The 20,949-nt window shown below is 68.8% G+C and carries 20 protein-coding genes; 12 read left to right on the forward strand and 8 right to left on the reverse strand.

Going from position 1 to position 20,949, the window contains the following annotated elements; genetic code table 11:
* Positions 1 to 116 precede the first annotated feature (116 nt).
* The 3 genes from G5S38_RS00645 to G5S38_RS00655 form a co-directional block, all read right to left on the reverse strand.
* Positions 117 to 1,721: a peptide chain release factor 3 gene (locus G5S38_RS00645; protein ID WP_165063252.1), complete on the reverse strand. Its 1,605-nt coding sequence runs from the start codon at positions 1,719 to 1,721 to the stop codon at positions 117 to 119.
* Positions 1,722 to 1,819: 98 nt separating this feature from the next.
* Positions 1,820 to 2,521, reverse strand: a complete 702-nt coding sequence (purQ, locus tag G5S38_RS00650; RefSeq protein WP_165063253.1) for a phosphoribosylformylglycinamidine synthase subunit PurQ — start codon at positions 2,519 to 2,521, stop codon at positions 1,820 to 1,822.
* Entirely contained in the window at positions 2,521 to 2,841 is a 321-nt protein-coding gene (locus tag G5S38_RS00655) for a phosphoribosylformylglycinamidine synthase subunit PurS (RefSeq protein WP_165063254.1), read from the reverse strand. The genes purQ and G5S38_RS00655 overlap by 1 nt, the downstream gene beginning before the upstream one ends.
* Before the next feature lie 161 nt (positions 2,842 to 3,002).
* Between G5S38_RS00655 and G5S38_RS00660 the strand changes: the two genes are divergently transcribed.
* The 5 genes from G5S38_RS00660 to G5S38_RS00680 all read left to right on the forward strand — a co-directional run bounded on the left by G5S38_RS00660 (position 3,003) and on the right by G5S38_RS00680 (position 7,586).
* On the forward strand, positions 3,003 to 4,259 hold the full coding sequence (locus tag G5S38_RS00660) for an AI-2E family transporter (RefSeq protein WP_165063255.1): 1,257 nt from the start codon (positions 3,003 to 3,005) through the stop codon (positions 4,257 to 4,259).
* A 137-nt stretch (positions 4,260 to 4,396) separates the two neighbouring features.
* A complete protein-coding gene (locus G5S38_RS00665) occupies positions 4,397 to 5,230 on the forward strand; it encodes a DUF4397 domain-containing protein (RefSeq protein ID WP_201276540.1) in 834 nt (277 codons plus the stop codon).
* Between the two features lie 27 nt (positions 5,231 to 5,257).
* On the forward strand, positions 5,258 to 6,025 hold the full coding sequence (locus tag G5S38_RS00670) for a class F sortase (protein ID WP_165063256.1): 768 nt from the start codon (positions 5,258 to 5,260) through the stop codon (positions 6,023 to 6,025).
* An 84-nt stretch (positions 6,026 to 6,109) separates the two neighbouring features.
* The gene (locus G5S38_RS00675) at positions 6,110 to 6,691 is read left to right on the forward strand and encodes an RNA polymerase sigma factor (protein WP_165063257.1); all 582 of its coding nucleotides are present in this window, start codon (positions 6,110 to 6,112) and stop codon (positions 6,689 to 6,691) included.
* Positions 6,681 to 7,586, forward strand: coding sequence for an anti-sigma factor (locus G5S38_RS00680; protein ID WP_165063258.1), 906 nt, complete (start codon positions 6,681 to 6,683; stop codon positions 7,584 to 7,586). Before G5S38_RS00675 ends, G5S38_RS00680 begins: the two co-directional genes overlap by 11 nt.
* An 87-nt stretch (positions 7,587 to 7,673) precedes the next feature.
* On the opposite strand, the gene G5S38_RS00685 is transcribed toward G5S38_RS00680, so the two are convergent.
* On the reverse strand, positions 7,674 to 8,546 hold the full coding sequence (locus tag G5S38_RS00685; protein ID WP_165063259.1) for a phosphoribosylaminoimidazolesuccinocarboxamide synthase: 873 nt from the start codon (positions 8,544 to 8,546) through the stop codon (positions 7,674 to 7,676).
* A 13-nt stretch (positions 8,547 to 8,559) separates the two neighbouring features.
* Complete coding sequence (gene purD / locus G5S38_RS00690) at positions 8,560 to 9,810, reverse strand: phosphoribosylamine--glycine ligase (RefSeq protein WP_165063260.1); 1,251 nt, start codon at positions 9,808 to 9,810, stop codon at positions 8,560 to 8,562.
* A 127-nt stretch (positions 9,811 to 9,937) separates the two neighbouring features.
* Here purD and G5S38_RS00695 point away from each other — a divergent pair, with 127 nt between their 5' ends.
* Positions 9,938 to 10,309 carry a sterol carrier family protein gene (locus G5S38_RS00695; RefSeq protein WP_165063261.1) on the forward strand — a complete coding sequence of 124 codons (372 nt, stop codon included), beginning with the start codon at positions 9,938 to 9,940 and terminating at the stop codon, positions 10,307 to 10,309.
* 37 nt (positions 10,310 to 10,346) lie between these two features.
* Positions 10,347 to 10,754 (forward strand): hypothetical protein, encoded by a 408-nt coding sequence (locus G5S38_RS00700; RefSeq protein WP_165063262.1) that lies wholly within the window; start codon positions 10,347 to 10,349, stop codon positions 10,752 to 10,754.
* A gap of 60 nt (positions 10,755 to 10,814) precedes the next feature.
* On the opposite strand, the gene purF is transcribed toward G5S38_RS00700, so the two are convergent.
* Positions 10,815 to 12,272 (reverse strand): amidophosphoribosyltransferase, encoded by a 1,458-nt coding sequence (gene purF, locus G5S38_RS00705; protein WP_165063263.1) that lies wholly within the window; start codon positions 12,270 to 12,272, stop codon positions 10,815 to 10,817.
* Between the two features lie 148 nt (positions 12,273 to 12,420).
* Here purF and purM point away from each other — a divergent pair, with 148 nt between their 5' ends.
* Positions 12,421 to 13,536 (forward strand): phosphoribosylformylglycinamidine cyclo-ligase, encoded by a 1,116-nt coding sequence (purM, locus tag G5S38_RS00710; protein WP_268921029.1) that lies wholly within the window; start codon positions 12,421 to 12,423, stop codon positions 13,534 to 13,536.
* 122 nt (positions 13,537 to 13,658) lie between these two features.
* Here the strand turns inward: purM and G5S38_RS00715 are convergent, their stop codons facing one another.
* Positions 13,659 to 13,889: a DUF3073 domain-containing protein gene (locus tag G5S38_RS00715; protein ID WP_165063265.1), complete on the reverse strand. Its 231-nt coding sequence runs from the start codon at positions 13,887 to 13,889 to the stop codon at positions 13,659 to 13,661.
* A 164-nt stretch (positions 13,890 to 14,053) separates the two neighbouring features.
* Positions 14,054 to 16,132 carry a glycogen debranching N-terminal domain-containing protein gene (locus tag G5S38_RS00720; protein ID WP_165063266.1) on the reverse strand — a complete coding sequence of 693 codons (2,079 nt, stop codon included), beginning with the start codon at positions 16,130 to 16,132 and terminating at the stop codon, positions 14,054 to 14,056.
* 283 nt (positions 16,133 to 16,415) lie between these two features.
* Here G5S38_RS00720 and G5S38_RS00725 point away from each other — a divergent pair, with 283 nt between their 5' ends.
* The 4 genes from G5S38_RS00725 to G5S38_RS00740 all read left to right on the forward strand — a co-directional run bounded on the left by G5S38_RS00725 (position 16,416) and on the right by G5S38_RS00740 (position 20,930).
* Complete coding sequence (locus G5S38_RS00725) at positions 16,416 to 17,585, forward strand: LacI family DNA-binding transcriptional regulator (RefSeq protein ID WP_165063267.1); 1,170 nt, start codon at positions 16,416 to 16,418, stop codon at positions 17,583 to 17,585.
* Positions 17,582 to 18,814, forward strand: coding sequence for a sugar ABC transporter substrate-binding protein (locus tag G5S38_RS00730; RefSeq protein ID WP_165063268.1), 1,233 nt, complete (start codon positions 17,582 to 17,584; stop codon positions 18,812 to 18,814). The genes G5S38_RS00725 and G5S38_RS00730 overlap by 4 nt, the downstream gene beginning before the upstream one ends.
* Positions 18,815 to 18,879: 65 nt before the next feature.
* Positions 18,880 to 20,025, forward strand: coding sequence for a carbohydrate ABC transporter permease (locus tag G5S38_RS00735; protein WP_165063269.1), 1,146 nt, complete (start codon positions 18,880 to 18,882; stop codon positions 20,023 to 20,025).
* A complete protein-coding gene (locus tag G5S38_RS00740) occupies positions 20,022 to 20,930 on the forward strand; it encodes a carbohydrate ABC transporter permease (RefSeq protein WP_407943816.1) in 909 nt (302 codons plus the stop codon). Before G5S38_RS00735 ends, G5S38_RS00740 begins: the two co-directional genes overlap by 4 nt.
* The last annotated feature ends 19 nt before the right edge of the window (positions 20,931 to 20,949 follow it).

A 20,949-nucleotide genomic window follows, 5' to 3' on the forward strand; every position in this document is an offset into this window, starting at 1 on the left:
CGTTGTGGGGCCTTGATTTTCGGGCGCGATCGTAGGTGGTTTTCGCCGTCTGCCGTCTGCCGTCTGCCGTCTGCCGTCTGCCGCAGTCGTCTGTCTTTCTGGCGCTGGCGCTGGCGCTACGCGCGACCGAACGCCGCGACCTCGCCGAGCAGAACCTCGGGGTGGAGCTTCTGGATGGCCTGCAGGCGCCACTGCGTGCTGAACAGGGCGATGAGTGCGCCGTCGGAGCGGGTGAGCACCTCGCACTGGCGTTCCTTCTCGAGCACCGCCGCACCCTCGCGGTCGGTTCCGCGTGCCACCTCGTATGGCAGCGCCTCGAGGCGGATCGCGGCACCGAAGTCGTGCGTCATCCGTTCGACCACGACCTCGAACTGCATCGGTCCGACCGCGCCGAGCACGGGGGCCTGGTCGCCGCGCAGGTCGGAACGCATCACCTGGATGACGCCCTCGTGGTCGAGTTGCTCGATTCCCCGCCGAAACTGCTTGTGCTTGCTCGAGTCGGCCGACCGCACGACGCGGAAGTGCTCTGGCGAGAACATCGGCAGCCGCGGGAACTCGACCGGGGTGCCCTCGAACACCGAGTCGCCCACCCGCAGGGCCGACGCGTTGACGAGGCCGACGACGTCGCCGGGCCAGGCGTGGTCGGCGACCTCGCGCACCCGCCCGAAGAGCTGCTGGGCGTACTTGGTGGCGAAGGGACGGCCGGTCGCCTGGTGCGTGACGATCATTCCCCGGGTGAAGAGGCCGGAGCAGACCCGCACGAACGCGACGTGGTCGCGGTGCGCGGTGTTCATGCCCGACTGCACCTTGAAGACGAACCCCGAGAAGTCGGTGTCGACGGCGCGGCGTTCGCCCGTGGCATCCACCCTGGCCTCGGCGGGCGGGGCGATCTGCACGAGCGATTCGAGCAGCTCGTGCACGCCGAAACCGGCGACCGCGGCGCTGAACAGCACCGGCGTGGTCTCGTTGCCGAGAAAACGCTCGTCGTCGTGGTCCTGGCCCTCGGCGTCGAGCAGCTCGACCTCCTCGACCGCGGTCTCCCACGCGACGCCCTCGCGCTCGAGCGCCTCGGCGGGGGTGAGTCGTTCGGCGATCGGCCGGGTCGCGCCGCCGGGGGAGCGGTCGAAGTGCACGAACTCGCCTGTGGCCCGGTCGAGCACGCCGCGAAAGTCCCCCGCGATTCCGACGGGCCAGGTGAGCGGCGTCGGCACGAGGCCCGTGCGTTCCTTGATCTCGTCGAGCAGGGCGAGGGCGTCGAGTCCTGGCCGGTCCCACTTGTTGATGACCGTGATGACCGGCAGGTCGCGCTGCTTGCACACGGCGAACAGCTTCATGGTCTGCACCTCGAGGCCCTTGGCCGCGTCGACGAGCATGACGGCGGCGTCGACCGCCGAGAGCACGCGGTAGGTGTCCTCGGAGAAGTCGGCGTGGCCGGGGGTGTCGACGAGGTTGATGATCGTGTCGTCGTAGTCGAACTGGATCGCGGTCGAGGTGACCGAGATGCCGCGTTCCTGCTCCATGGCCATCCAGTCGGAGACCGTGCCGCGGCGGCCCGCCTTGCCGTGCGTGGCGCCCGCGGTCGTGATCGCGCGGGCGTGCAGCAGCAGCGCTTCGGTGAGCGTCGACTTGCCGGCATCCGGGTGCGAGATGACGGCGAAGGTGCGGCGGCGGCGCGCCTCGGTCGCGATGTCGAGAGTGGATGCTTCGGCGGAGGGAGACATGCTTACCAAATGTTCGGGGGCGAAAGGGTGCGGTGCGACGCAGCCCGGTCGGGGCGGCCTCGCGGGTGGTGCGCGCGGGTGGTCGCGCGACGGGAGCGCTAGGCGGCTGCGGCCGCGAGCGACGCGACCGCCGAGGTGAAGATCGTGAGCCCGTCGATGCCGGAGCGCATCGCGGCCGGGGTGTCGGGGCCGAAGCCCTCCTGCACGGCGTGCTCGGGGTGCGGCATGAGCCCGACCACGTTGCCGCGGGCGTTCGTGATGCCGGCGATGTCGTTCATCGACCCGTTCGGGTTGACGTCGAGGTAGCGGAACGCGACCAACCCCTCGCCCTCGAGCCGCGCGATGGTCTCGTCGGAGGCGATGTAGCCACCCTCGCCGTTCTTCAGCGGAATGGTGATCTGCTGCTGGTCGGCGAACCCGGAGGTCCAGGCGGTCGAGGCGTTCTCGACCCGCAGCGCCTGGTCGCGGCAGATGAAGCTGCCGTGGTCGTTGCGAACCAGGCCGCCGGGCAGCAGGTGCGCCTCGGCGAGCATCTGGAACCCGTTGCAGATGCCGAGCACGGGCATTCCGGCCTCGGCCGCGGCGATGACCTCGGCCATGATCGGCGAGAGGCTCGCGATCGCGCCGGCGCGCAGGTAGTCGCCGTAGCTGAACCCGCCGGGCAGCACGATGGCCTCGACGCCCTGCAGGTCGTGCTCGCCGTGCCAGAGCGCTACCGGCTCCGCGCCGGCGAGGCGCACCGCGCGCTGCGCGTCACGGTCGTCGAGGCTGCCGGGAAAGGTGATGACGCCGATGCGCATCAGTTGCCTGCCAGGGTGGAGCGCTCGGTCTCGCTGGGAACGGATGCGGGGGTGGATGCCGCGGCGCCCGCCAGCCCGGGAGCGAACGCCACCGACACGACATCCTCGATCACCGAGTTCGACAGCATGGAGTCGGCCAGCGCACGCGCGTCGTCGAGCGCCGCGTCATCCATCGGTCCGTCGAACGACAGCTCGAAACGCTTGCCGATGCGCACACCGGTGAAGCGGGATCCCAGTCGGGAGAGGGCGCCGGTGACGGCCTTGCCCTGGGGGTCGAGAAGTTCGGCCTTGGGCATGACCTCGACGATGATTGTGGGCACCGGGCACTCCGTTTGCGAGTCGGGCGAAGGCGTTCAGCGCGAGATAGCGAGAAACCGCCGGGAAACCCCCAGTCTACCGCCGCGTGCCGCGCCCCACCGCAAGCCCCCTATGGGTGATGCGCTCCCCCTGTACTGTCGAAACCTGACGAGTAGGGGTGACCATGTTGAAACGTTCACGCGTGGCCGAAGTGGCCGACCAGATCGAGCCGGAGCGCACGCCGACATCATTGTGGACCGACCCGCTCGGCCGGTCCGCGACCCGGGCGGCGCAGGTCATCCTGCTGCTGGTGATCGCAAGCGTCATCGTGTACGCGGCGGTGACCCTGTCCTTGGTGGTCATCCCCGTGATCATCGCGCTCATCCTCGCGTCGGCGCTGCGCCCGGTGGTGCGCTTCCTCGAGAGCGTCATGCCGCGCACGCTCGCGGCGATCCTGTCGCTCCTGCTCGGAGTCTCGGTGCTGGGCGGCATCGTGACCGGAGTGGTATTCGCCGTGCGGTCCGAGTACGACAGCCTCGAAGAGTCGGTGCTGTCGGGCATCGACGAGCTCGTCGCGCTGTTCGAAAATGGGGGCCTGCCGGTCAACCAGGACGTCATCGACGAGGCGATCTCGGCGGGCCAGGACTTCCTCACCAGCAGCGCGTTCGGCTCAGGTGCGCTCGCGGGGGTCACGTCGGTCGTGTCGTTCCTGACCGGGCTCGTGCTGTTCCTCTTCATCCTGTTCTTCTTCCTCAAGGAGGGCCCGCAGATGTGGGCGTTCCTGATCAAGGCGTTCGACGCCGAGACCCACACCAAGGCGCGCAACGCCGGCAACCGCGCCGTCGAGGTGCTCGGTGGCTATATCCGCGGAACGGCGACCGTCGCCGCGGTCGACGCGATCATCATCGGTGCCGGGCTGTTCTTCCTCGACGTGCAACTCGCACTGCCGCTGGCCGTCATCGTGTTCATCGGTGCCTTCATTCCCATCGTCGGAGCGACGGCGGCCGGCATCATCGCAGCGCTCGTCGCGCTGGTCACCAATGACTTCAATACGGCAGTCATCGTGATCATCATCGTGGTCGTCGTCAACCAGCTCGAGGGCAACCTGCTCGCGCCGTTCGTGCTCGGCAATGCTCTCAAGCTCAACGGCCTCGTCGTGCTGCTCGCCCTGACCGCGGGGACCGTGCTCGGCGGCATCGTCGGCACGCTGCTCTCGGTGCCGCTCGCCGCCGTGGCGTGGGCGATCATCAAGTCGTGGAGCGGGGAGAACGTTCCCGTGCCGGGCATCGACACGCCGAAGTCCGCCAGGGGCAGGTACGTATCGCAGGTCGCCGACCGCAAGTCGTGGGTCTCCCGCGGCCGGATCGGCAAGCTCGGCAAACCCGGCAAGGACGGCAAGACCGCCAAGACCGGCAAGGACGCGGTTCCCTCCGGCGCCTGATCCGCGCCGGCGGGCCCCCGCCCGAAAGTCATCACAAAAAAGTTCGATGTCGCTGCATCCAAAACGGCACTGTCGCCGGAAGTACCTCCTGTAAGCACAACCCCCAATGCCCCTCGGGGCGCGAACAGGAGCAGATTGTGAAATCACGTATCGCCGCAGGCAGTGCAGCAGGCGCACTTCTCATCGCCGCAGTCGCAGTCCCCATGTCGGCATCCGCAAGCACCACCGACGCGCAGCTCTCCGTGGTGCACGGCGTGCCCGGCGTCACGGTCGACGTATGGGTCAACGGTGCCCTCACCCTCGACGACTTCACCCCTGGCACCGTCGCCGGACCGCTCGCCCTGCCGGCCGGAACCTATTCCGTCGCGATCACCGGGTCCGACGCCGCATCCGCAACCGAAGGCGTCGTCATCGGGCCCGCCGACCTGCCGCTCGCAGCCGGGGGCAACTACACCGCTGTCGCGCACCTCACCGAGGCCGGTGAGCCCACGGCGTCGCTGTTCACCAACGACATCTCGGCCACCGCAGCGGGTGAAGGTCGCTTGACCGTTCGCCACACCGCAGCGGCACCCGCCGTCGACGTGCTCGCGGGCGGCTCGGCCGTCGTCAGCGGACTCACCAACCCGAACGAGCAGATCCTCAACCTCGCCCCGGCCACCGTGTCGGCATCGGTCGTCGCAGCCGGAACCACCGAGCCCGCGCTGATCGGCCCGGCCGACGTTCCGGTCACCGAGGGATCGAACACCATCGTGTACGCCTATGGCAGCCTGGCCGACGACACCCTCGCGGTCGCCGTTCAGACGATCGACGGACTGCACACCCCGCCCGCCGGAATCCCGGCAGGACAGACCGGTGAGGCAGCACTCGCCGGCTCATCAGAGAACCTGTGGACCGGCCTCGGAGTCTTCGGACTCCTGCTCGCCGCCGCCGGCGCGCTGATCGCCACCCGCAAGTACTCGGCCCAGCGCTAAGCGCCGACCCGAGTAGCCGAGGTGCACATGAGCAGGGGACGACTGACGGCGACACTCATCGCGAGTGTGCTCGTCGGTCTTCCCCTGCTCGTGGCGTGCGCCCCGCAGGCCACGCTCACCAGGGTTCCGCCCCGCCCGATCGCGCTGTCCCCGTCGGCCTCGGCGTCACCTTCGCCGACCCCGAGCCCCACCCCGTCGCCGACCCCCACCCCGTCCCCGTCGGCCACCGCCATCCCCGCGCCTCCCGCTCCCGAGCCGCAACCCGCGGCTCCCGCACCCGTGCCCGACATACCCCGGTCGGATGCCGCCGCCAGCACGTACCTCCCCCCGGGAGTGGTCGCACCGCAGCGCATCTCCATTCCGCAACTCGGCATCGACATGCCCATCGAGGCGGAAGGCGTCGACGACAACGGGGCCATGGCGCTCCCCCCTGAAGCCGCGATCGCTGGCTGGTACCAGTACGGGCCCGGCATCCACAACGACGAGGGCGCCACCGTGATCGCCGCGCACATCGACTCGTTCCACGACGGCGTCGGGCCGTTCAGCCGGCTCCGCGACGCATCGGCGGGAAGCACCGTCACCGTCAGCGGCTCGGACGGGTCATCCGTCGACTACACCATCACCGAGGTGCGCTCGGTCGGCAAGATCGATGCCCCAATGGCCGAGGTGTTCGACCGCTCAGGCGACCCGCGCCTCACCCTGGTCACCTGCGGCGGCATCTTCGACTCGAGCACCGGACACTACCTCGACAACGTCATCGTCACCGCGGTTCCCGCATCGTCCGCGGGCGGGTGAGGTGGCCAGCCGGGGTCTCCACAGGCGGGAGACCGTTACGCGTCGACAGGAGCTACGTTAGTGACGGGCGCAGGGTGCGTCTCGATGACGAGAACTCAGCGGACGCAATTGACTGACATCGTGCACGACGACGACCAGGAATCGGTCACCGCCGATTTCGTGGCCGGTGACGAGCGCGCGCTCGCGGCGATGTACGATCGCTGGTCGCGCCTCGTCTACAGCATGGCGGCCAGGTCACTCGGGGATGCCACGGAGGCGGAAGATGTCACGCAGAAGGTGTTCGTCGCCGCGTGGCTCGGCCGGCACACCTTCGATCCGTCCCGCGCGAGGCTCGGCGGGTGGCTCGTCGGCATCACCAAGAACACGATCGCCGATTCCCACGCCCGCATCGCCCGCGAGCGCCGCGACCGCGAGGCGATCATCGCCAGCCTCGACCGCGAGGTCTCGTGGTGGTCGGAAGACCTCGCCGACCGCCTGCTGGTGGCCGATGAGCTCGCGCTGCTGCCAGAGGCCCCGCGCCAGATCATGCAGCTCGCTTTCTACGACCACCTCACGCACTCCCAGATTGCCGCCCGACTCGACATGCCCCTCGGCACGGTCAAAAGTCATATCCGTCGAAGTCTCGATCGGCTCCGAACACGATTGGAGGTGAATGATGACGCATAGCGACCCCGACGTACTCGCCATGAAGGCCATGGGCGAGTCGATACCCGCCGACGACGAACTGCACATCGAGCAGTGCGCGTCGTGCGCGAGCGAACTCCGCAGCCTCCTGCGGGTCGCCGACCTCGCGAGGTCCGGCACCCCCGGCGAGCAGCTCGCCGCCCCCGATGACTCGGTCTGGCGACGCATCAGTGCGACCCTGTCGTTCCCCTCCGACGTCGTGCCGCGGTCGGTCGCCGCGCGCGCCTCCGGTGAAGAAGTGGATGCCGCGGCATCCACCACCCCGCCGGTCGCCGTCGACCTCGCCCCCGATCCGCGGCTCGCCGCCCCCGCGACCACGGCTGCGACCACGGCTGCGCCCGAGGCCGCCCAGCGTCACGACACCGAGGCCGGGACCACGCCGACTGCGGCCGCCGGCCCCGTGCCGCTGCACGACCCGCAGCGGCGCCCGCGTCGCGCCTCGCGCCGTTCCCGCGTGCCCTACCTTCTCGCCGCGGCTGCCGCGGCCGTCATCGTCGGCGGAACCGCCGCGGTCATCGTGTCTCAGCTCCCCGCATCGCCCGACGTGCTCGCCGAGGCGCCGCTCGAGCCGCTCCCCGACTGGTCGGGATCGACCGGCGACGCGCTGCTCGAGCAGTCGGCTGACGGCCCCCGCGAGGTCGTCGTGACGCTCGACGCCCCCGAGGCCGACGGCGCATACCGCGAGGTCTGGCTGATCGCCCCCGACCTCAGCGGGCTGATCAGCATCGGCGTGCTGTCAGGCACCGAGGGCCGGTTCGTCGTGCCGGACGGCATCGACATCGCCGACTACCCGATCGTCGACGTGTCGGCGGAGCCGCTCGACGGCAACCCCGAGCACTCCGGCGACTCGATCGTGCGCGGCTCGCTCGAGTCGTAGGCGCCCTGCGTCAGGCGAGCAGGCACGCCAGAGCCCGCGGCAGGGCCGAGCCCGCGGCAGGGTCGAGCCCGCGCCGAGCGGCGCCGCTCAGGCCGCGTCGCCCGTCAGTCGCGAAATCAGCTCGCGATAGCGGTCGGCCGTGCGGTCGACGATGTGCGCGGGCAGGGTCGGCGGCACGGCCTCGGCTGCGGAATCCCAGTTCTGCACCAGCCAGTCCCGCACGATCTGCTTGTCGAAGCTGTCGGTGCGATTTCCGGATGCCCAGGCATCCGCATCCCAGAACCGGCTGCTGTCGCTCGTCAGGACCTCGTCGGCGAGCGTGATCTCGCCGGTCTCGCGGTCCGTTCCGAACTCGAACTTCGTGTCGGCGAGGATCACGCCGCGCGCCTCCGCGATCGCCGTCGCCCGGCGAAAGATATCGAGGCTGCGCTCGCGCAACTCGGTCGCGGCACCCTCTCCGACGAGTTCTACGGTGCGTTCGAACGTGATGTTCTCGTCGTGGTCGCCGAGCTGCGCCTTGAACGCCGGCGTGTAGATCGGCTCAGGCAGCCGGTCGCCGCGGCCGAGGCCGGCGGGTAGCGGGATGCCGCACACGGTCTGCGATTCCTCGTACTCGAGCAGCCCGGAGCCCGCGAGATACCCGCGCACGACGCATTCGACGGGGAACATGTCGAGGGTCTTCACGAACATCGCACGGGCCACCACGTCGGCGGGAACGGTCTCCGGCACCGGGTCGACGAGGTGGTTCGCGACGCCGTCGAGCTGGTCGAACCACCAGCGGCTCAGCCGGGTGAGCAATTCACCCTTGGATGGGATGCCGGGCTCGAGCACGTGGTCGAAGGCGCTGACACGGTCGCTGGCGACGACGAGCAGGCGATCGGGGTGATCCGGTGACGCGTAGAGGTCGCGCACCTTGCCGGAATAGGCGTGCGTCCAGCCGGCGAGAGCCGTGGCATCCATCACAGTCCTGCCCTCACTCGGCGACGCGCTGCGCGATGTCGGTGCGGTACTGGGCGCCGCGCAGGTCGATGGCGCCCAGGGCGCGGTACGCACGGGCGCGGGCCTCGGCGAAGTCGGGGGCGGTGGCGACGACGCTGAGCACGCGTCCACCGATCGAGACGAGCTCGTCGCCCGTGACCGCGGTCGCCGCGTGCGCGATGGAGACCCCCTCGACCGCGAGGGCGGCGTCGAGCCCGGTGATGGGGCGGCCGGTCTCGGGGGTGTCGGGGTATCCCTCGCTCGCGAGCACCACGGTGACCGCGACGTCACTGGTGAACTCGGGGCGCGGGTGCGACCCGAGCGACCCGGTCGCCGCCGCGAACAGCAGGCCGCTCAGCGGCGTGACCAGGCGCGGCAGCACGACCTGGGTCTCGGGGTCGCCGAACCGGGCGTTGAACTCGATGACGCGCACACCGTCGCCGGTGATGATGAGGCCGCAGTAGAGCAGGCCGATGAACGGCGTCTGCTCGGCCGCGAGCTGGCGGATCGTCGGGAGCGCGACCGTCTCGATGACCTCGTCGACGAAGCCGTCGTCGAGCCAGGGGAGCGGCGAATAAGCGCCCATGCCGCCGGTGTTCGGGCCCTCGTCGCCGTCGAGGAGCCGCTTGTAGTCCTGCGCGGGCGAGAGCGGAAGCACGGTGTGACCGTCGCTGAGCAGAAAGAGCGAGACCTCCTGGCCGTCGAGGAACTCCTCGACGAGCACGGTGCCGTACTGCAGCCAGTGCGTGGCGTGCGCGATCGCGGCGTCGCGGTCGTCGGTCACCAGAACGCCCTTGCCCGCGGCAAGGCCGTCGGCCTTCACGACGTAGGGGGATCCGTAGTCGTCGAGGGCGGCGGTCGCCTCAGCGAGGTTGCCGGAGCGGATGGCGCGGCCGGTCGGAACTCCGGCGTCGTCCATGATGCGCTTGGCGAAGGTCTTGCTGCCCTCGAGCTGCGCGGCGGCCTTGCCAGGCCCGAAGACTGCGACCCCGCGCTGGCGGAGCCGGTCCGCGACGCCCGCGACGAGCGGGGCCTCCGGCCCGATGACGACCAGGTCGATGTCGTTGTCGAGGGCGAAGCCGGTGACGACGTTGCCGTTGGTCGGGTCGAGGTGGATGATCGGCACGTCCATCGCGATACCCGCATTGCCGGGGGCCGCGGTGATCTCGTGGCCGGCATTCTCGGCACGCAACGCACTGATGATGGCGTGCTCACGTGCGCCAGACCCGAGGACGAGGATTCTCACCCTGCAAGGCTAGTGGTGGAGGTCCGCGAGGCGAACCAGGTGCGCGAGGCGAACCAGGTCCGCGAGGCTAACCAGGTGCGCGAGGCGAACCAGCGCGCGGGCCGCCGCCCAGTTGTTACCGTGGAGCATGGCCAGAGCGAAGATAGTCGCACTCGTGGGCGAAGCCGCCGTGCGGCAGGCGCTCGCCCCCGACGCGGATGACACGACCATGGCACTCGCGGTGCGCTACACGCTGCAGGTGCTCGCCGAGAACGCCCCTGGCAACACCGTCGAGGTGCGGGTACCCCCGTTCGGCGCCGTGCAGTGCATCGAGGGGCCCGTGCATACCCGTGGCACCCCGCCCAACGTGATCGAGACCGATCCGTCGACCTGGGTGCAGCTCGCGACCGGGGCGGTCAGCTGGGGCGACGCGGTGGCGAGCGGCAGGATCTCGGCGTCGGGGCAGCGGGCGAACCTCACCGGGCAGCTTCCCGTGAGCTGGCAGCGAACGCCCGTCTGAGTCGGCGAGACCGGCGCGCGTCGGCGAGAATAGACGGATGACCGATAACGCGCCCCGCCCGGCCGACCCCTCCGGGGCCGGTGCGACGCCTGACGGCCAGGCCCCTCCCGCCCCGACGCCCGGGGAACCGGCGTCGACCGTCGACACCCGCCGGGTCACGGTGCGCAGGGCCCCCAAGTACCCGCGGTTCATCATCATCGGCGCGGGGCTCGCCGCGATCATCACGTTCATCCTCACCGCGATCTATCCGGTCGATCCCGAGGTGGGCTTCGGCGCCCTGTTCGGGTACTTCGCCCTGATCGCGGTGCCGATCGGAGCCGCCATCGGCGGACTGGTCGCGGTACTCCTCGACGTGGTCGCTACCCGGCGCGCGAAGCAGTTCGAGGCCGAGCACACCACCGTCGACGCGCTGCCAGAAGAGGTCGACGGCGACCTCGAGGACTGACGGGAGCCCGCCGCCAAAAGACCTGAGGCCTGTGGAGCCGCGGTCTAGCGCGGCGCCGCCTCAGCTCAGCTGGTTGCGCTCGACCCAGGCCAGGTATTCCGGGGTGACGCTGCCCGTGACGTAGTCGCCGGTGAAGCAGCTCATCTCGAGGTCGGTCACGTTCGACCCCTCGAGGATCGCCGACTTCATGTCGGCGACCTCCTGGTAGATGAGGTAGTCCGAGCCGAGCACCGTCGCGATGTCGGGGATCTTGCGCCCGTGCGCCACGAGCTCGTGCCGGGTCGGCATGTTGATGCCGTACACGTGCGGGTAGCGCACCGGGGGAGCGGCCGACGTGAACGTCACCTTGTTGGCACCCGCCTGCCGCGCCATCTCGACGATCTCCTTCGACGTCGTGCCGCGCACGATCGAGTCGTCGACGATCAGGATGTTCTTGCCCTTGAACTCCGAGCTCATCGCGTTGAGCTTCTGCTTGACCGACTTCTTGCGCTCGGCCTGCCCGGGCATGATGAAGGTGCGTCCGACGTAGCGGTTCTTGTAGAACCCCTCGCGGTACTCGATGCCGAGCTTGCGAGCGACCTGCATGGCGGCGGGGCGTGAGGAGTCGGGAATCGGCATGACGACGTCGATGTCGCCGCGCGGCGTGTATTCCGCCACGGTGTCGGCCAGCCGGTCGCCGAGGCGCAGGCGCGCGTCGTAGACCGAGATGCCGTTCATGATCGAGTCGGGCCTCGCGAGGTACACGTACTCGAACGAGCACGGGATCAGCTGCGGGTTCTTGGCGCACTGGCGTGAGGTCATCTCGCCGTCGATCGCGATGAACACTGCCTCACCGGGGGCGATGTCGCGAACCAGCTCGTAACCGCCGCTCTCGAGAACGAGGCTTTCGGATGCCACGACCCAGTCCCACCCCACCATGCCGCGGGGCTTGCGGCCGAGGACCAGCGGGCGGATGCCGAACGGATCGCGGAACGCCAGCAGCCCATGCCCCGGGATGATCGCGATGGATGCATACGATCCCTCGACCCGCTCGTGCAGGCTCTCGACGGCGTCGAAGATCTGGTCGGGGTCGAGGTTCGCCCCCGTCACCTTCTGCTGCAGCTCGTTCGCGAGCACGTTGACGAGCAGCTCGGTGTCGGAGGTGGTGTTGAGGTGCCGGCGGTCGATGTCGAACAGTTCCTGCGTGAGCTCGCGGGTGTTCGTGAGGTTGCCGTTGTGCACGAGCACGATGCCGTAGGGGGCACTCACGTAGAAGGGCTGCGCCTCTTCTTCGTTGGCTGCCGATCCGCGGGTGGCGTAGCGCACGTGTCCGAGGCCGATCGTGCCGGGCAGGGCACGCATGTCCCGGGTGCGGAATGCCTCGCGCACCTGGCCCTTGGCCTTCACCATGTGGAAGGTGCGGCCATCCGCCGTCGCGATACCGGTCGAATCCTGTCCGCGGTGCTGCAGCAGCAGAAGACTGTCGTAGACCAGTTGGTTAGCGGGTTCCGAGGATACGATGCCGACGATTCCGCACATACTTCAGCGGGCTCCAGTGCTTGGGGGTCATGGTCCGAGCGGGCCGGATACAGTTTTGCACATCGCGCAGCCCCTCCGTGCTGGCCCCGGTGGCCGCCGCTATGCCAGGGCGAATGGATGCTGCGGCTCCCGCCGGTACTCTGGGGGCGTGACTACAGACACCTCGAGAAGCTACCGCGACGCCGGCGTCGACACCGCAGCGGGCGACCTCGCGGTCGAATTGATGAAGTCCGCCGTGTCGGCCACGCACGGCCCCAATGTCGTCGGCGGGGTCGGCGGATTCGCCGGGATGTTCGACGTCTCGTTCCTCAAGTCCTTCGAGCGCCCGCTGCTCGCGACCTCGACCGACGGCGTCGGTACCAAGGTCGCCATCGCGCAGGCGATCGACAAGCACGACACCATCGGGCTCGACCTCGTCGGCATGGTCGTCGACGACATCGTCGTGGTGGGAGCCGCTCCACTCTTCATGACCGACTACATCGCGTGCGGCCGGGTCGTTCCGACGCGCATCGCCGACATCGTCGCTGGCATCGCGCGCGGCTGCGCCGAGACGGGAACCGCCCTCGTCGGCGGCGAGACCGCGGAGCACCCCGGCCTCCTCGGCCCTGACGACTACGACGTCGCCGGTGCCGCGGTCGGCGCGGTCGAAGCGGATGCCATGCTCGGAGCGCACCGGGTCGTCGACGGCGACGTGATCATCGGCATCGCGTCATCCGGGCTCCACAGCAACGGGTTCTCCCTCGTTCGCCACATCCTGCGCGGTCGCGATGTCGGATACACCGACCAGTCCGACGAGCTCGGTGGGCTCATCGGCGAGCAGCTGCTCGAGCCCACCCGCCTCTACACCGCACCGCTGTTGGCGCTGCTGCAGGCCGGCGTCGACGTGCACGCGCTCAGCCACGTGACGGGTGGGGGTATCGCCGCGAACCTCGCCCGCGTGCTGCCCGTCGGATCGTGGGCCGAGCTCGAGCGCTCGACCTGGTCGCCGCAGCCTGTGTTCCGGGTGCTCGCCGAGTGGGGCGGCCTCGACCTGACCGAGACCGAGGGAACGTGGAACCTCGGCGTCGGTATGATCGCCGTGGTCGACCAGGCCGCGGCTGCGGCGACAATCGAGGGGCTCGAGGCCGGCGGCATCCATGCCTGGCAGCTCGGCGTGGTGTCGACCGCACTCGTCACCGGTGACCGGCTCGCCGGCAAGGGCTGGGAACAGGGCGCCAAGGGCGTCGACGGCGGAGCGGTTCGGCTGGTCGGGCAGTACGCCTGACCATGGCGATGCCTGGCGCGCGGGGCTGACTTACCCTGGCTCGCGGGGCTGACTCGCCCTGACTCGGGTGGTGCCTGATTCAGGTAGTTCCTGAGTAGGGCCGTATACCCGGAAGTCGCGTGCTACGCGGTCTTGCTGTGCGGGGGAGCGTCGTCGGACTGGCCGGCGGGGAACTCGGTGTCGGTGTCGTCGTCTTCGTCAGCGTCGTCGGCCCAGCGATCGACGTACTGGTCCTGCTGTGCCGACTTCAGCATGAGCTCGCGCTCGAGTGCCGTGTAGTTGGTATCAGGGCTGAAATACTTCAGGTCCCGGGCAACCTTGGTGTGCTTAGCCTTCTGGCGACCGCGTCCCATGGGTGACCCCCCTTACGAATCCAGCCCGCACGCGAGAGCGGCGCCGGGTAGTGGCCAACAGGAATGCAACGAACTAAGCGCTTACTTTAGCACTAAGCCCCGCATCATCCGGTGCACTGCACAGCCCCCATTCCGCCCGTCGTGGGGGAGGGGTGACGCACCGGTCAGCCGACCTCGATGGTGGCGCCGGTGGCTTCTGCGACCTCGCCGTCGGCATTCAGGTGGATTGACACGGCATTTCCGGTGAAGCGAAACCCGTCGACGCGCATCGGGCACAGTCCCGACGCCGCTGGTGAGACATTGAGCACGCCCATGCTGGCGTCGGGATCGAGTCCCAGGACGCTTGCGAGCACCGAGACCGCTGACGCCGCAGACCACGCCTGGGGCCGGCACGCGGCGGGATACGGAATCGGGCGCGATGCGTCGTCGGCCGGGTCGCCGGAGTGCAGCTCCGGCATGCGGTAGTCGAACCCAGCGGCGGCGGCGAGCAGTCCGGATGCCAGAAGCCCCGACTCGTCGCGAAAGCCCGCGCGTGACAGACCGGAGATCGCGATCGCCGTATCGTGCGCCCAGACGCTGCCTCCGTGGTAGCTCAGCGGCCAGTATCCGGCGGAATCGGTGCTCATCGTGCGCAGCCCGTAGCCACTGACCATCTGCGGCGAGACGAGGTGAGCGGCGATGCGGGCCGACTGGTCGGCGTCGAGCAACCCGGTGCCGAGCAGGTGCCCGAGGTTGCTCGTGACGGTGTCGACCGGCCGCTTCTGCGCGTCGAGGGCGATCGCCGGGTACGCGCCGTCGGTCGAGGGAATCCAGAAGCTCTCGTGGAACCGCGTCCTGAGTACGGCCGCCCAGTCGCGCCATTCCGATCCGTCCTGGCCGAAGTGGTCGAGCAGGTCGGCGCCGTGCATCGCCGCCTCGTACGCGTAAGCCTGCACCTCGCAGAGTGCGATCGGGCCGTCGGCCAGGGTGCCGTCTCGCCACTGCACCGAGTCGCCCGAATCCTTCCAGCCCTGGTTCGCCAGCCCGTGGCCGGTCTCGTCGACGTATTCGAGGAGTCCGTCGCCGTCGGCGTCGCCGAAGTCACGCATCCACTCGAGGGCAGCGGTGAGATTGGGCAGCAGCGCGCGCACTTCATCGTCGGCCATCCCCCATCGCCAGGCGTCGTGTAGCAGGCAGACCCACAACGGTGTCGCGTCGACCGTGCCGTAGTACAGCGGAGGCAGGTGCAGCCCCTCGCCCGGCATCGACAGCGCCCCGCGCCGCAGCTCGTGCATGATCTTGCCCGGTTGCTCCGCGGTGTCGGGGATGGATGCTGCGCCCTGCAGCCGCGCGAGAATCCGCAGGGTGTCGGCGGCGAGCGACGTGCCCAGCGGGAGCATCATCCGGGCCGCCCAGATGGAGTCGCGTCCGAAGAGCGTGAAGAACCACGGGGCGCCGGCCGCGAGGAACACCTCGTCGGGGTGATCGACGGGGCTGAGGCGTAGGGCGGCGAGATCGTCGAGGGCGACCGACAGCCAGCGGGAGAGCCGCTCGTCGGCGGCCGTCACGACGGGCACGCTCCAGGGGAGGGGCGACGTCACTCCGCGCACCACCGCGCTCGCGTCGCTGGCGCGAATCGTCCAGTCGACGGTGGCCGACCCACGAGCGGGCACCGTGATCTCCCACGTCGCCCGCAACTCCCCGTCGTCGAGCGTGTCGAGGGTGCCGCCGTTGATGCGCAGGGTCGCCGTGACGGTCTCGGTGTGCCAGGTGGCCGTTGCATCCGCCGTGCCCTCCAGGCCGGCGGCGTCAGTCGTGAGCACGATCTCCGGCACGGGAACGCGCGGCCCGAAGCCAGCCTTGACGTGGTCCATGTCGGCGAGGTCGGGCCGCAGTGACAGCACGACGGTGGTCGCGATGGCGGTGTCGAGGTTCGATTCGAGGCGGAAAGACTCGGTGACGCCATCGATGCTCGCGGTGCGCGTGTGCTTCGAGCGCACGCGCGGATCGGGCATCCGGTCATCAAGGTGTCGCTGCAGGGACACGATGGTCACCGACTCCGCGCCGCCCGGAATGGTGGCGATGCGCTCGCCGTCACGGTTTCCGACCGTGACGGATGCCGCGTGCACGAGCCGCACGTCGGAGAAGTAGATGCCGTGGATGGCCGACGATCCGATCGACCCGTCTGCCGCGGACCACGCCTGGGTGGGGGCCTTCAGCACGATGGATTGGTCGTGGATGAGGGGTTGCAGGTGGTTCGACATGTTGTGTCACGACTCCTCGTCGATTGGCGCGATCGTGGACTTTCGGAAGGGCGGGGCGGGTGTCGGTCGTCGTCGCCGTCGGCCCCCGGTGAGGCAGGGGGCGAGCCGCTGCCGAAAAACTTTCGGCACCTCGATTGACATTCCCCGGCTCTGAGGTAACGTAACACTAGAAATTTGATCGATCAAACTTTTCTCACCGCATCGCCTGGGGCCTTCGGGGGAGCGCAGCATCGCGCGGTTTGAACGATCGAATAGCCGCAGTGTCGAGGCCGAAGGGGGCCCAATGGGAGTGCAACCCACCGTCGAGGACGTCGCGAAGTTGGCGCAGGTCTCCCGGCAGACGGTCTCGAACGTGCTCAACAGCCCGGACATCGTGAAGCAGGCCACCCGCACCAGGGTCCAGTCCGCCATCGCCGAGTTGGGCTACCGGCCCAACCTGTCGGCCAGGCGCCTGCGCCAGCAGAAGTCGGCAACGCTCGGCGTGCGCCTCGACCCGATGCGCAACGGCATCTCCGGCGCGGTACTCGACCACTTCGTGCACGCCCTCACAGAGCACGCCGATGCCCGTGCGATGCGGGTCCTGCTGTTCACCGCCGACGGCCCGGAGCAGGAGATCGAGCAGATCCGCCGCCTGCACGAGGGCGCAGACGTCGACGCGTTCGTGCTCACCGCGACATTCCATGGCGACCCTCGCACGTCATGGCTGATCGAGAACCGCGTTCCGTTCGTGACCTTCGGGCGCCCGTGGGGCATCGACGACATGAACGACCCGCAGCACCTCTGGGTCGACGTCGACGGCCGCGCCGGCGTGCGCCACGCCACCGAACACCTCCTCGACGCTGGCGCACGGCAGGTGCACTGGGTCGGCTGGCCCGCCCCGTCCGGCACCGGCGACGACCGGCGCGGCGGTTGGGAAGACGCCATGCGCGACCGCCTCGACCTGACGGATGCCGCGGTCGGCGCCCTCTCCAGCGCGAGCTACGACGGGGTCGCCGAGGCCACGGCCACCGTCACCCGCGTGCTCGAGCGCGCAGCGGCGGGGGAGACAGCGCCGGTCGACGCCATCGTCTGCGCCAGCGACACGCTGGCACTGGGGGCGCTCGTCGCCGCGTCATCCGCCGGCCTTCCCCGAATGCCGATCATCGGCTTCGATGACACGCCGGTCGCCCAGGCCATCGGGCTTTCGAGTGTCGAGCAGCAGCTCGACCAGGTCGCGGCGTCCGTGCTCGAGCTGCTGCTCGGGCCGACCGGCAACGACATCGTTCCGCGCGAGATCACCGCCAACGCCGCGCACCGCCTCGTGACGCCCCGCCTGGTCGCGCGGACTCCGGGCACCCTGCCGCTGAACGGCAGCACCGACACCACCTCCACCGACACCACCTCCACAGACGGCACCACCACAGAGAGGGCGGCCGTCGCCGCCCGCAATCACCCCCGGAAGGACATGAAATGAATACCAAGCCATGGGTCGCAGCGACCCTCGCTGTCGGCCTCACCGCCACCCTCGCAGGATGCGCGTCGGGAGGCGACGGCGGCGGCAGCGCTGACGGGCAGGAACTCAGCGTGCTCATCGGCTCGAGCGGAGAAGCCGAGACGGCCGCAGTCGAGGCGGCCACCTCCGCCTGGGCAGAGGAGAACGATGCGACCGTCGAGGTCATCGTCGCGAACGACCTCAACCAGCAGCTCAGCCAGGGCTTCGCCGGAGACAGCGCGCCCGACCTCTTCTACATGGGGTGGGACCAGTTCGCCACCTACGGGGCCAACCGCTACCTCGAGCCATACGCCGCAGACCTCGCCAATGCCGACGACTTCTACCCCAACCTGGTCGACACCTTCACCTACGACGACGCCTTCACCTGCGCGCCGAAGGACTTCTCGACCCTCGGACTCATCATCAACACCGACGCGTGGGCGGCCGCGGGACTGACCGACGCCGACGTACCCACCGACTGGGACAGCCTCGAAGCCGCGGCCACCGCCCTCACCACCGACACCCAGGTCGGTCTCTCGTTCGGCCTCGAGTACGCCCGCGCCGGCGCGTTCATGAACCAGGCGGGCGGTGAGCTGATCAGTGACGACGGCGAAACCGTCACCGCAGACACCCCGGAGAATGTCGCGGGACTCGAGTACATCCAGAAGCTCGCCGACGCCGGCGTCTACATGACGCCGTCCGCCCTCGATGCTGGCTGGTCAGGTGAGGCCCTGGGCCTCGGCAAGGCGGCCATGGTGATCGAGGGGCCCTGGATCAAGGGAATCGACGCGGACTTCCCCGACACGAACTATGCGGCGTACGAACTGCCGGCCGGCCCCGGCGGTCAGTCGACCTTCACCTTCAGCAACTGCTGGGGAATCCCGCAGGGATCCGAGACGGCGGATGCCGCGGCATCCCTCGTCGAATTCCTGACGAGTGACGAGCAGCAGATGGCTGCCGCCGATGCGTTCGGCGTCATCCCGTCGACGGAGTCGGCCGCAGCCCTCTACGCCGCGGCATACCCGGAGAATGCATCGTTCGTCGAGAGCGCCGACTACGCGGTGAGCCCGGTGAACTTCGCCGGATCCGCATCTGCCATCACGGACTTCAACTCGCAGCTGGAGTCGCTCATCGGTGGCGACGCCCAGTCGATCCTCGAGTCCGTGCAGACCAGCCTGCAGGCCGCGCTCGACGAGTCGAACGCCCAGTAGCGTTCCCCATCCCCGGTCGGGCAGCGGAACACCCGCTGCCCGGCCCCCATTAGAAGGGAGGCGACATGAGCAAGGGAATGCGGGCCGGTGAGGCGCGCTACGGCTGGCTGTTCGTCAGTCCGGCCATCATCATCATCGGTGTCTTTCTCGTGGCGCCGATCTTCCTGGCGCTGTACGTGAGCGTCAGCGACTGGAACGGACTCGGGTCGCCGGTGGGCAACTCATCGTTCGTGGGCGGCGAGAACTACCAGAAGGTCCTCATCGACGAGGGCCTGAGCCGGAGTGACTTCGGCACGGCTATTCGCAACAACATCTACTTCGTGATCTTCGTGGTGCCGACGCAGACGGCGCTTGCACTGTTCCTCGCCGTGCAGGTCAACCGCAAGGTACTGCGCGGACGCGGTTTCTTTCGCACCGCGTTCTATTTTCCGTCGGTAACGAGTTCGATCGCGATCACCACGATCTTCCTGTTCCTGTTCACCGCCTCTGGCGTGGTCAACTCGATCCTGCGTTTCTTCGGCATCAATGGACCCAACTGGTTCAAGGACCCGAGCGGGGTCATCCACAACCTGCTCGGGGCCGTGGGCGTCACATCAGCGCCCGCGTTCCTCGACGTCGAGGGGCCGCTCGGCATCAGCTGGTGGCAGTGGGTGTCCGGGCCATCAACCGCGATGTGCGCGATCATCGTGCTCGTCGTGTTCACGACCTCCGGGACCTTCATGCTGCTGTTCCTCGCGGCGCTTCAGAATATCGGTGCGGAGATCGACGAGGCCGCGCTGATGGACGGCTCCGGTCCGTTCCGCAAGTTCTTCTCGGTGACGCTCCCCATGCTCAAGCCCACCCTGTTCACCGTGCTGACCCTCGGCTTGATCGGCACGTGGCAGCTGTTCGACCAGGTGTACCTCACGGGCGGCGGCGGAGCGCCGGGCAAGACCCTCCTGACCCCTGCCTACCTTGCCTTCCAGTCGTCGTTCACCGACCTGAACTGGGGGCAGGGTGCGGCGATCTCGTTCATCCTGTTCGCGATCATCGTGTCGCTGACCCTGCTGCAGCGGGTCATCCTGCGTGACCGCGACACCGGCAAGCGCGCCGAGCGCAATGCGCGCAAGGCCGAGGCCGACCTGCGCACCTCCGCCGAGCGCGATCGGGCGAGATCCGATTCGCTGGGCACCGACACCAGCATCGACCAGCAGAAGGCAGGCACCCGGTGAGCACCCTCACGCCAGAGACCGCGATCCAGGCGGAGTCGACAGGGGGAGAGCCGACCAGACGCCGCGTCGGCCGGTCCCCACGCCTCCGCGCGTCGATCGCCGCCAGCTACCTGCTGCTGATCATCATGGCGCTGGTCTACATCTACCCGTTCCTCATCTCGGTCGCCGGTAGCTTCAAGACGGACGCGGATGCAACGGCGAACCCGTTATCGCTCATACCGGAGACCTGGACCTACGCGGCCTACGACCGGCTGTTCACCGACGTGCCCCTGCCGCGTTGGGCGATGAATTCGACGATCATCACGCTGATCGTGACCTGTGGTCGGGTGTTCTTCTGCTCGCTCGCCGGATACGCGCTGTCGCGACTGCACTTTCGCGGACGCAACGTGATCTTCGCGATCGTGATCGCCGTGATGGCGGTACCCGGGGTGGTCCTGCTCATCCCACGCTTCCTCATCCTCAAGGAACTCGGCCTGTACGACAGCTATGCCGGCATGATCATCCCGCTCATCGTCGATGCCGCCGGCATCTTCATCATGAAGCAGTTCTTCGAGTCGATCCCGCTCAGCGTCGAGGAAGCGGCACGCATCGACGGGGCGGGGGTATTCCGCACCTTCTGGACCATCGTGCTGCCGATGGCGCGGCCCGCGGTCGTGACCCTGGTGATCCTGAGCTTTCAGGGATCGTGGAACGAGTTCTCGCACTTCATCGTGTCGCGCTCGGACCCGGACCTGAATACGCTGACCACCGGCGTCGCGTCGCTCGTCTCCGGGCAGCTGGGCTCCGGCAACCAGTTCCCGCTCGTGCTCGCCTCGGCGATGCTGATGACCATCCCGGTCGCCGTGGTGTTCTTCATCTTCCAGAAGCGGCTGATGAACACTACCGAGGGTGCCGAGAAGGGCTGACGCCGGGTACGTCCGATGG

This window comes from Marisediminicola senii, from assembly GCF_011057645.1.
Taxonomy (GTDB): domain Bacteria; phylum Actinomycetota; class Actinomycetes; order Actinomycetales; family Microbacteriaceae; genus Marisediminicola; species Marisediminicola senii.

Coding starts and splice junctions, on each gene's coding strand:
- G5S38_RS00645 (WP_165063252.1), bottom strand. CDS start 1,721: ATGTCTCCCTCCGCCGAAGCATCCACTCTCGACATCGCGACCGAGGCG.
- purQ (WP_165063253.1), bottom strand. CDS start 2,521: ATGCGCATCGGCGTCATCACCTTTCCCGGCAGCCTCGACGACCGTGAC.
- G5S38_RS00660 (WP_165063255.1), top strand. CDS start 3,003: ATGTTGAAACGTTCACGCGTGGCCGAAGTGGCCGACCAGATCGAGCCG.
- G5S38_RS00670 (WP_165063256.1), top strand. CDS start 5,258: ATGAGCAGGGGACGACTGACGGCGACACTCATCGCGAGTGTGCTCGTC.
- G5S38_RS00675 (WP_165063257.1), top strand. CDS start 6,110: ATGACGAGAACTCAGCGGACGCAATTGACTGACATCGTGCACGACGAC.
- G5S38_RS00680 (WP_165063258.1), top strand. CDS start 6,681: ATGACGCATAGCGACCCCGACGTACTCGCCATGAAGGCCATGGGCGAG.
- G5S38_RS00685 (WP_165063259.1), bottom strand. CDS start 8,546: ATGGATGCCACGGCTCTCGCCGGCTGGACGCACGCCTATTCCGGCAAG.
- G5S38_RS00695 (WP_165063261.1), top strand. CDS start 9,938: ATGGCCAGAGCGAAGATAGTCGCACTCGTGGGCGAAGCCGCCGTGCGG.
- G5S38_RS00700 (WP_165063262.1), top strand. CDS start 10,347: ATGACCGATAACGCGCCCCGCCCGGCCGACCCCTCCGGGGCCGGTGCG.
- purF (WP_165063263.1), bottom strand. CDS start 12,272: ATGTGCGGAATCGTCGGCATCGTATCCTCGGAACCCGCTAACCAACTG.
- G5S38_RS00715 (WP_165063265.1), bottom strand. CDS start 13,889: ATGGGACGCGGTCGCCAGAAGGCTAAGCACACCAAGGTTGCCCGGGAC.
- G5S38_RS00720 (WP_165063266.1), bottom strand. CDS start 16,132: ATGTCGAACCACCTGCAACCCCTCATCCACGACCAATCCATCGTGCTG.
- G5S38_RS00725 (WP_165063267.1), top strand. CDS start 16,416: ATGGGAGTGCAACCCACCGTCGAGGACGTCGCGAAGTTGGCGCAGGTC.
- G5S38_RS00730 (WP_165063268.1), top strand. CDS start 17,582: ATGAATACCAAGCCATGGGTCGCAGCGACCCTCGCTGTCGGCCTCACC.
- G5S38_RS00735 (WP_165063269.1), top strand. CDS start 18,880: ATGAGCAAGGGAATGCGGGCCGGTGAGGCGCGCTACGGCTGGCTGTTC.